Annotated in this window: 9 protein-coding genes, 1 tRNA gene and 1 riboswitch; of the genes, 2 read left to right on the top strand and 8 right to left on the bottom strand. The window is 27.7% G+C overall.

All coding sequences use genetic code 11. The features are described 5' to 3' along the window. Positions 1 to 268: 268 nt before the first annotated feature. From Q1J48_RS01080 to Q1J48_RS01055, 6 genes are all read right to left on the bottom strand, one after another. A complete protein-coding gene (locus tag Q1J48_RS01080) occupies positions 269 to 1,201 on the bottom strand; it encodes a helix-turn-helix transcriptional regulator (protein ID WP_300360639.1) in 933 nt (310 codons plus the stop codon). 84 nt (positions 1,202 to 1,285) lie between these two features. Next, positions 1,286 to 1,903 (bottom strand): 3'-5' exonuclease, encoded by a 618-nt coding sequence (locus Q1J48_RS01075; protein WP_300360638.1) that lies wholly within the window; start codon positions 1,901 to 1,903, stop codon positions 1,286 to 1,288. 161 nt (positions 1,904 to 2,064) lie between these two features. Then, a complete protein-coding gene (locus Q1J48_RS01070) occupies positions 2,065 to 2,601 on the bottom strand; it encodes a dihydrofolate reductase (protein WP_300360637.1) in 537 nt (178 codons plus the stop codon). 2 nt (positions 2,602 to 2,603) lie between these two features. After that, positions 2,604 to 3,062 (bottom strand): tRNA (uridine(34)/cytosine(34)/5-carboxymethylaminomethyluridine(34)-2'-O)-methyltransferase TrmL, encoded by a 459-nt coding sequence (gene trmL, locus Q1J48_RS01065; protein WP_300329246.1) that lies wholly within the window; start codon positions 3,060 to 3,062, stop codon positions 2,604 to 2,606. A gap of 148 nt (positions 3,063 to 3,210) precedes the next feature. Further along, the gene (locus tag Q1J48_RS01060; protein WP_300329249.1) at positions 3,211 to 4,524 is read right to left on the bottom strand and encodes a sodium-dependent transporter; all 1,314 of its coding nucleotides are present in this window, start codon (positions 4,522 to 4,524) and stop codon (positions 3,211 to 3,213) included. Positions 4,525 to 4,829: 305 nt separating this feature from the next. Next, positions 4,830 to 6,041, bottom strand: a complete 1,212-nt coding sequence (locus tag Q1J48_RS01055; RefSeq protein ID WP_300360636.1) for a cation:proton antiporter — start codon at positions 6,039 to 6,041, stop codon at positions 4,830 to 4,832. A gap of 43 nt (positions 6,042 to 6,084) precedes the next feature. Next, a riboswitch (Fluoride riboswitch) is annotated at positions 6,085 to 6,160 on the bottom strand. A 163-nt stretch (positions 6,161 to 6,323) separates the two neighbouring features. Between Q1J48_RS01055 and Q1J48_RS01050 the strand changes: the two genes are divergently transcribed. After that, positions 6,324 to 6,399, top strand: a tRNA-Gly gene (locus Q1J48_RS01050). Positions 6,400 to 6,472: 73 nt separating this feature from the next. After that, positions 6,473 to 7,114 (top strand): GNAT family N-acetyltransferase, encoded by a 642-nt coding sequence (locus Q1J48_RS01045; protein ID WP_300360635.1) that lies wholly within the window; start codon positions 6,473 to 6,475, stop codon positions 7,112 to 7,114. A gap of 50 nt (positions 7,115 to 7,164) precedes the next feature. Here the strand turns inward: Q1J48_RS01045 and Q1J48_RS01040 are convergent, their stop codons facing one another. Both Q1J48_RS01040 and Q1J48_RS01035 read right to left on the bottom strand, forming a co-directional pair. Beyond that, entirely contained in the window at positions 7,165 to 9,495 is a 2,331-nt protein-coding gene (locus tag Q1J48_RS01040) for an efflux RND transporter permease subunit (RefSeq protein WP_300360641.1), read from the bottom strand. 44 nt (positions 9,496 to 9,539) lie between these two features. Further along, positions 9,540 to 9,743 (bottom strand): hypothetical protein (locus Q1J48_RS01035; protein WP_300360633.1); only part of this gene is annotated, 204 nt, incomplete at its 5' end.

The following is a 9,743-nucleotide window of genomic DNA, read 5'->3' as shown; positions in this document are numbered from 1 at the left end:
AACTTCACTATGGATTTAATGTATAAAATAAATAAAGCTGAATTATCATATGGAGTAGGAAATGAAAAAATAACTAAAGATTTTGATTATTCAAGAGTAACTCTTTCTATGGGATATAAATTTGATTTTTAATAAAAGATAAAATTTATTTTTTAATAGAATAAAAGTAATTATCTGTTTTATAAAAAAGCACTTAAGATATTAGAAAACTTAATATTTTAGGTGCTTTTAAATTTAAAAATTATATTATCTTTAACAAAATTTTAAATTAATATTTTTTATCTTCTAAAATCTCAACACTATCTCCTTGAGCTAGTATCCATCTATCAATTCCATTTCCAAAAACTTCAGCACTTAAAACTGTATAGTCTTCTTTTTGTTCTAAAATTTCAGCTGTTGGAATCTTATCAAGTATAGCTTCTAAAGAATTTCCAGTATATTTAAAGGTTAATTTTCTTAATCTTCCACCAGTCATAAACTGAACCCTTTTTCTAAATTCGCCCTCTTCAAATCTATTTTTATATATAATAGCAAAGTGTTCATCTAAGACTTTGTAACTTTCTACTCTATCAAGTCTATATATTGTTGGGAAGATATCATTTTTATTTTGAAAATGTTTTTCTTTATCAATATTTTCAATATGAGCTAAAAGATAAAAATAATATTCAGAAAACATTAGACCCACTGGTTCAACAATTCTTTTTACGACTTTTTTATCCATTCTTACATAATTAACTTCCATTTTAAAGTGATTTTGAATAGCTTCTCCTATATCCCAAATATTATTTATAAAACTTTTTTTATGTTGTAACTCCATATAATGAAATTTTTCATTTTCCACTAGCTTACTAACTTTTGTATAATTTTCTATAGGGATACATTGCTTCATAAGTTTATTTATGATTGTGTTCATCTCATCTTTTAAAAAGGCTCTACTATCTAAAAGTATTTTACAAATAGCTAAAATCTCACTATTATTTAATTTTTGATTATCTTCATTTAGTAGTTTATAGCTATTACTTTTGTCATCATAAATAATTTCAGCAGGATTAGCACTAAATAATAAAAAATTTCTTAAATCACTGATATCTCTATGTATACTTCTTTCACTTACCTCATATTCTTGAGCTAATTTTTTTCTATTAACCTCTCTATTATTAAGAAGTCTTAAATAAATATCTAATATTCTCTGATTTTTCACTTTTTCCCCCATTAAAAAACTAATTTATTTTAAGATATTATACTTTAAAGACTATGACAAAAAATGGCATTAGATTTATAAAGTTTAAAAAATTTTATAGGAATAATCCCTATCAAATAGAAATTCTTTTATTAGTTCTCTTCCTTTTTCATTATCTAGCATAGATTTAAAAACTTCAATAGTCATCTCTACGTCATACATAGAATCATGAAACTTATTATTATTAGAAGAGATTTTATAAAATTGAGTGGTTTCTTCTAACTTTGGCCATTTATATAAAGCTCCTTTATGTTGAGAAGGTAGTTTTATTATATCAGTATTTGATTTCATAGTACAAAACTGTTTAGGTAATTTTTTCTTTAAAAATTTTCTATCAAATTCTATATTATGAGCTACAAAGTGTTGAATGTTACCACAAAAGTAAAAAAATGACAACTGATCATCTATAAAATGTTTTGGATATATTCTATTTCCTCTTTTTATTCTAATATTTTCTCGATCCAGTTTATTAACACTTATAGCATTGGGATTATAATCTTCTATTGGATAATAAAATCTTTCATATTTATCTAATATTTTAACAGTTTTTTTATTATAATTAACCAAAGTTTTTATAGCTGATATTGATAGTACACTATTTTCAGCCTTTAATCCATTTGTTTCAGTATCAAAGAAAATTATTTCAACCTCATTTAAATCCATTTTATATTCACCTCTCTTGTAATTAAAATAATATCTACTATAAATATAATTTTATCACAAATAATAATTAAAAAATACTGTTTATAAAAAATAATTACTATACTTTGATATAAAAAAACCAAAGAGGTTAAACTCTTTGGCAATTTTTTAATTAAACTATTTTATTTTTTAAAGAAAAGATTTTCATATTCACAATATATAAATTCTTTAAAATCTTTTTCAATAATTTTTTTATAATTTTTTAAATCTATCTTAGGAAAAAAAGTATCTCCTGAAAACTCATTTTTGATATGAGAGATACAAAGTTTACTAAAGTATTCCTTGGAGATAGCCTCATTATATATTTTTGCCCCACCAATAATAAAAATATCTTTATTTAAATGGTTCTCCTCAATAAATTTTTCAGAAAATTTTATTCCCTCTTCCAGAGATGAAAAAATAATTTCTTTTTTACACAACTCTTCAAAAGAAATATCAGTTTTAATTTGAGAGCTATTTTTTAAAGTGTTACTAATAACAATATTAATTCTATTAGGAAGTGGTCTTCCAATACTTTCAAAAGTTTTTCTTCCCATAATAATAATATTACCAGTTGTTTTTTCTTTAAAAAGATGTAAATCTTCAGGGATATTCCAAGGAATTTTCCCATCTCTACCAATTAAAAAATTTTTATCAAAGGCTACAATAATATTTATCACAATTACTCACCGAAGTTAAAATTAGTTTGTCTAAGAGCCTCGTATAAAATAATAGCTGCAGAGTTAGAAAGATTTAAAGAACGTCCCATTTCAATCATAGGTATAGTTATACATTTGTCTGAATATTCATCAAGGATAGATTTTGGTAAACCTCTTGATTCTGGTCCAAATACAATAAAATCATTCTCTTTAAATTGTACATCAGTATATTTATTTTTACATTTTGTAGTAGCGAAATAAAAGTTTCCATCTGGATTTCCTTTTATAAAATCTTCAAAGCTATCCCACTCTTTTATTTTAACAAGATGCCAATAATCAAGTCCAGCTCTTCTAACACTTTTCTCATCTAAAGAAAATCCTAGTGGTTTTATAAGATGAAGAGTTGAGTTTGTAAGCACACAAGAACGCCCAATATTTCCTGTATTGTAAGGAATTTCTGGTTCAAATAAAACTATATTCATAATTTTGTTTCCTCCTAATAATATTTTTACATTATATTTTATCATATTTCTTTAACTAAAACAATATTAAGTAAAAAGATAAATAAAAATTTAAGATAATAAAAAACTACACCCCAATCTTAAGATTAAGGGTGTAGTATATATAATTTTATCCAATACTTCCAAAAATAAGTCCAAGAATAAGTACAAGAGCTGTTCCAGGAACAAATATATATTTTCCTGCCATAACAATATATCTTCCTCTTTTATTTTGACTCCCTCTATTAACTTCATCTATTATTTTTTTATTATCTATAAAATAATAATAGAAAGTAAGAACTATAAGAGCTCCTAAAGGAATAAGGATAACTGACATAAAGTCAGCAAATTTTCCAAAAAGATTCATATTAAAATCTAAAGGTATACCTATTAATATAAGGATAGATCCAACTATAATACTAGCTTTTCTTCTAGAAACATTAAATTTATACATAAATGCTTCAACAGGAACTTCTAGTTGGTTGATAGCAGAAGAAACTGCTGCAAAGATAACACTAAGGAAAAATATTCCAGCTAAAATTTTTCCACCAGATATTTGAGAGAAAATAGCAGGAACAGTTATAAATAAAAGTCCAGGTCCTGCTCCAGGATTATGTCCAAAAGCAAAGGCTGCAGGAATGATAACAAATCCAGCAAGTAAAGCTGCACAAGTATCAAGGATACAAGTATGGAAAACACTTCCAGGAATATCAACATCATCACCAGTATAACTTCCATAAACAAGAAGAGCAGATCCACTAAGTCCCACAGTAAAGAAAGACTGCCCTAGAGCCATAACCCAAGTTTGTGGATTTGCAAGAGCTTCCCATTTTGGTGTTAAAAGATATTTTATACCTTCACTAGCCCCTGGTAAAGTTAAAGATTTTATCATAAGCCCTATGAAAATAATAAACATAAGTGGCATAATAATTTTATTTAATTTTTCTATTCCTTTAACAACTCCAAGGGAGATAACCCCAATACTAATTACTCCAGCAAGAACATGCCAACCAACAGAACTAGATGTACCTACAAAACTTTCAAAATAATTTGCATAATTAACAGTATTCATATCAATTACCAAATAAGAATAGAAATATTTTATTATCCATCCAAAAACTATAATATAGAATGTAAATATTCCTGATACAGAGATAACAGAAATAAGTGGAAGGTAGTTAGATAGAGGGATATTTTTTTCTTTCATAAGTTCAGAAACTCCCATAACACCTTTTTTAATCATTCTTCCAAAAGATATCTCAGATATAAGTCCAACATAAGCAAAGAAAGCCATAAATATAAAATATGGTATAAGGAAAGCTCCTCCACCAAAAGTACCTAATTTCCAAGAGAACATCCAAATGTTTCCAAGCCCTACAGCTGCTCCAACACAAGATAGAATGAATCCCAAGCGGTTACTAAATTTTTCTCTTTTTTCTTTCATTTTTCAGTCCTCCATAAAAATATAATAAAAAATGGTCATAAGAATGTATCTAATGACCATTGATTTAATACTAATTTAAATTTTACTCACAGATACAGATTATTTTATTGGTAAAACAAAATTAGTTTGTATCTGTTAAACAACAAATTACAAACTTCCTAGCTTCTCCACCAATAAAAAGCATCCATAGAGGCAATATTATTTAATTTTATTAAATTGTAGTTCTTCATAATATTCCTCCTTCTGTAATTTGATTTCTTGTATTTTATCACTATACAATATTGATGTCAAGAAAAAAATAAAATTTATTTTAAAAGTGTTTTTTGTCCTAAAGTAATACCGATAACTCCAATAGGAACTGAAATTATAATTGATAAAACACCAATAGCTAATAAAATATCTCCGTGAGGAACTCCCATCATAAGAGGAATACCAGCCATTGCAGCTTGAACAGTTGCCTTTGGAATATAAGCAAGTCCACAGAATAGTTTTTCTTTATTGTTAAGGTTAGATCCCATAAGAGCAAGACGAACTCCTATCATTCTACCAATAAGTCCTATTAAAATTATAGCTATTCCAATTAAACTTGAATCAAAAATAACTTTTATATTTACAGCTGCCCCGATTAAAACAAATAAAACAATCTCAGCAAAAACCCAAAGTTTATTAAATTTTAAAGATAATCTTTTAGCAAGGACAGGGTATTTTTCTAGGATAATAAATCCCATAGTCATAATTCCTAAAAGACTTGCCATAGGAAATAGATTTAAAGTTTCAATCTCGTGAAAACTTATACTTATCATTAGAAAAATTATAACCTTTCTTGTATCACGAATATGATAAGACTTAAAAAATTTAACAAGTAAAAGTCCGAAAACTCCACCTAAAACAATACCAGAGATTATGCTAACAGGAATTTTTAAAATTTCAGTATAGATATTTACATTTTTTCCAAGAGCTAGAGATAAAAATGATGAAAATAGTGTGATTGCAAAAATATCATCAATAGATGCTCCTGCAAGAATTAAAGTTGGTATTTCTTTCTCTTTACCAATATTTTTTTCTTTTAGATTTAACATAGCTGGAACTACAACAGCAGGTGAAACTGCGGCTATAATAAATCCAAGACAACCAGATACTGGAAGAGAGTAACCTAAAAATATATGTGTTACAACCATTATTGTAAATCCCTCAACAAGACAAGGGATACTTGCCATTCTCAAAGCTACTTTACCGATTTTTTTTAGTATATCCTTATCAATACCAAGTCCAGCTCTTATAAGTATAACTATTAAAGCCCAAAGTCTTAAATCTGAAGAGATACCTAAAATTTTATCAGAGATAAAAAAAGGTTCTAAAAAATTTAAGTGAAGAGAATTTATAAAATAATCTTTAGAATATTCTCCAAGTAAAATACCTGTGATAATCATTCCTAATAATCCAGGTAATTTTAATTTTTCAAAAACCTTAGCTAACAATATAGCCACTAAAATAAAAACAGCAAAACTAAATAACATAAAAACCTCCTTAAAATAAAAAAACTTCTACAAATGCAAAAAAACATCTGTAGAAGCTATCATCTTGTTAAAAGCGTTTTACACAAAAGTGTAGGGAGAGCCTCATCTCCATAAGTATTATATAATATTATTAAATAAGTTTCAAGAAAAAAATAATAAAGAAAATAGTGGATAAAAAATTTAAAAATAAAGTTATTGAAAATAAAAGAAAAAGATTAAAAATAAAAAAATAATTAAAAATATATTGACAAAAAACATATAATTTGATATGATTAGTGTGTTGCGGGAATAGCTCAGTTGGTAGAGCGTCAGCCTTCCAAGCTGAATGTCGCGAGTTCGAACCTCGTTTCCCGCTCCATTTTATTTTTTGTAACTTTTAACTCTCTATATGAGAGTTTTTTTTATTTATAGGGATTAAAAAAGGAGGAAGAGTGGATATAGTTATAAGAAAGGTAGAGGAAAAAGATAGAAAGAGAGTATTAGAACTTTCTAGAGAGGTATTTTGGAATCTTTATTTTCCTGGAACAGATATACCTGTTATAATAGATAAACTACATAGAAGTAAAGATTTTATAAAAGATTTAACTTATGTTTTAGAAATAGATGGTGAGATAGAAGGGGGAATATATTATAGTTTTTCTAAAATTGTAGATGAAAAACAAAATAAAGAGTATGAAACAATATCGTTTGGACCAGTATTTATTTCTAAAAAATATCAAAGACAAGGTTTTGGTAAAAAGTTAATAACTTATACAATAGAAAAAGCCAAAGAAAAAAATTATAAAGCAATAATAACCTTAGGTTATCCATATCACTATACACCATATGGTTTTTTAGGTGGAAAAAATTATAATGTTTCAATGGCAGATATGAAATTTTATAAAGGGCTTTTAGTTTTACCATTATTTAAAGATGCATTAAAAGATATTTCTGGATATGTTGTTTTTTCAAAAGATTTAGAAGCTACACCAGAAGAGATAGATGAGTTTGACAAAAACTTTTCATATAAAGAAAAGGGGTTTCAAGAAAGTCAGTTAGAGTATGAAAGAGCTTGTAGTGAAATAGAAGAATAAAAAAATCTAACAGTGTTAGAAGTCTAACACTGTTAGATAAAATTTTTAAATTATTTTGTGTTTTTATCTTTGGAGATATTATAGAATGTTGCATATCCAACTGGGAAAACAAAAAGAGTTAAGACAGTTGAAACAAAAAGTCCAAAGATAATAGTAGCTGCCATATCTCCATAAAGAGGATCCCAAAGTAGGGGAATCATACCAAGTATAGTAGTTAGAGCAGCAAGTGCAACAGAACGAATTCTACTTATAGCTGAATCAACTAAGGCTATAAATTTATCTTTTTTCAAAATATTAATCTCATAGTTAATCTCATCAACTAAAACTATCATATTTTTAATCATCATTCCAGAAAGAGAAACAAACCCTATTGTAGACATAAATCCAAAACTTTTTCCAGAAAGGAAAAGTCCAGGAGCAACTCCAATCATTGCAAATGGTAGAGCTGAAAATATAAGTAAAGGAATTTTTACACTTGCAAATAGAAGAACACAAATAGTAAACATTATAACCAATGTTATAGGTACTTCTGACATAAGGGCAAAAATATTTTTAGTTTGTTCGTGGTATTCTCCAAGCCAAGTTAGAGTATATCCTTTTGGAAGAGAGATGTTTTCAATCTCTTTTTTAAACTCTCCTCTTACCTCTTCAGCAGTGACACCCATAGGAACATCACATTGAACTGTGATGGTTCTCACTCTATTTCTTCTCCAAATCTGTCCCTCTTCAAAAGATAAAAATTCACGATCCAATGTACCTGAAAGAGGTTGTGGTTTTAAAGATACTCCCCATATAGGAGTTTGTCCAATATCATTTATATCATTAGAATCATTATCAGAAGTTTCTTTTAAAATAACAGCTAAAGAGTTATCTCCATCTTCTATCTTACCGATAGGCATACCTGAGGTAGTTCTCATAAGTCCAGTTGTAACATCAATAGGAGTAATATTTCCTCTTAAACCTTTTGCTTGAGAGTAATCTCCATTCCAAGTAAGAATTTTATTTCTCCAGTTTGTTTTCACATTTAAAGTATTAGGATATTTTTTCATAATATCCATAGCCTGTTCAGCTAAATTTCTTAATACCTTTGGATCATTTCCAGAGAAAGCTATCTCAATAGGATATTGAGTAGGAACACCATTAGGATATTTTTTAGCACTTACCATTATACCAGGCATATTTTTATTTGCATAATCTACAACAGATGATGCAACCTTTTCTAGATTTTTTAATTTATCAACACTGACTATAATTTCTCCATAAGATGAGTTTGGCATCTCTGGAATAGTACAAACATAGTATCTTGAAGGGGAAGAAACGATAGTTTCCACAATATTAACAACATTTTTATTTTCTCTTAAAAAACTACTAAGTTTTTTAGTTGCATTTTCAGCTACCTGCATCTTACTTCCTTCGGGAGCCCAGACACTTATAGTAAATCCTTTTTTGTCAGAGGCAGGGAAGAAAGTTTTTGGAATTTTTATAAAAATTAATCCAGAGATAAAAAGAGCTAGAGCCATAAAAGATAGGGTAGATTTTTTTCTCTCAAGCAAAAATTCTAAAATAGAATGAACTTTTTTATAAAAATCTTTTTCTCTCTCACTAGGTTCCTTTATAGGTTCATTTTCTAAATATAATTTACAGTAAACAGGAGTTTGAGTAAGACAAAGTACCCAGCTTAACATCAGAGAAACTCCGATTACCCAAAAAGATGAGCTTACATATTCACCAGTGTAACTAGCCATTAAATATGCTGGCAAAAAGGCAATTGCAGCTATAAAAGTTGCACCTAAAAGTGGAAGAGCTGGTTTATGAGTGGACTCTCTTAGACTATCTTCCATGCTCATTCCTTGATTTCTTCTTACAAGTACACCGTCAACAATAACTATGGAGTTATCAACAAGCATACCCATAGCAATTATAAATGATCCAAGAGAAACTCTTTGCATATCAATATTAGCCATAAGCATAAAAATAAGAGTACCTAAGATAGCAAGTACAAGGTTAGCCCCAATTATCAAACCACTTTTTACCCCCATTATTATAAGTAAAATTCCAACAACTGTGATAACAGACATAATTAGATTTAGGATAAAATTATTTATAGCAGAGGTAACAAGTTCAGGTTGATAGTAAACTTTTTCTATATTCACCCCAGCTGGTAATTTTTCTTTTAATTCAATTATTTTTTTATCAATAAGTTTTCCAGTATTAACTATATTTGTTCCACTTTCAGGAGAAAGAGATATTCCCATAGACATTTTTCCATTGAAAAACATTTTTTGAGAAATAGGCTCCACATAACCTTTTTTTATAGTGGCAATATCTTTTAAACGGATAATTTCATTATTTCCATCAGGTAATTTTTGAGAAAATACAATTAAATTTTCTAATTTTTCAACACTGTTTATTTTATTATTTAGTTTTAATTAACTCTAAGACTACCATAGTCAATAGTTCCACCACCTGTTATAAGATTTTCAGTAAGCAGAGAGGTTGCAATAACTTTTGTATTAAGTCCCATAGAATTAATTTTATCCCTATCCATAATAATTTCAACAGCATCAATAGGTTTTCCAAATTGAGCAACTTGAGCTATACCATTAATAGAGTTTAATTCACGAGTGAT

It is taken from the genome of Fusobacterium sp. (assembly GCF_029258315.1).
Lineage (GTDB): Bacteria > Fusobacteriota > Fusobacteriia > Fusobacteriales > Fusobacteriaceae > Fusobacterium_B.
The sequence above is the reverse complement of the archived record's forward strand: the minus strand, read 5'-3'. Positions and strand labels throughout refer to the sequence as shown.

Coding starts and splice junctions, on each gene's coding strand:
- Q1J48_RS01075 (WP_300360638.1), bottom strand. CDS start 1,903: ATGGATTTAAATGAGGTTGAAATAATTTTCTTTGATACTGAAACAAAT.
- trmL (WP_300329246.1), bottom strand. CDS start 3,062: ATGAATATAGTTTTATTTGAACCAGAAATTCCTTACAATACAGGAAAT.
- Q1J48_RS01060 (WP_300329249.1), bottom strand. CDS start 4,524: ATGAAAGAAAAAAGAGAAAAATTTAGTAACCGCTTGGGATTCATTCTA.
- Q1J48_RS01055 (WP_300360636.1), bottom strand. CDS start 6,041: ATGTTATTTAGTTTTGCTGTTTTTATTTTAGTGGCTATATTGTTAGCT.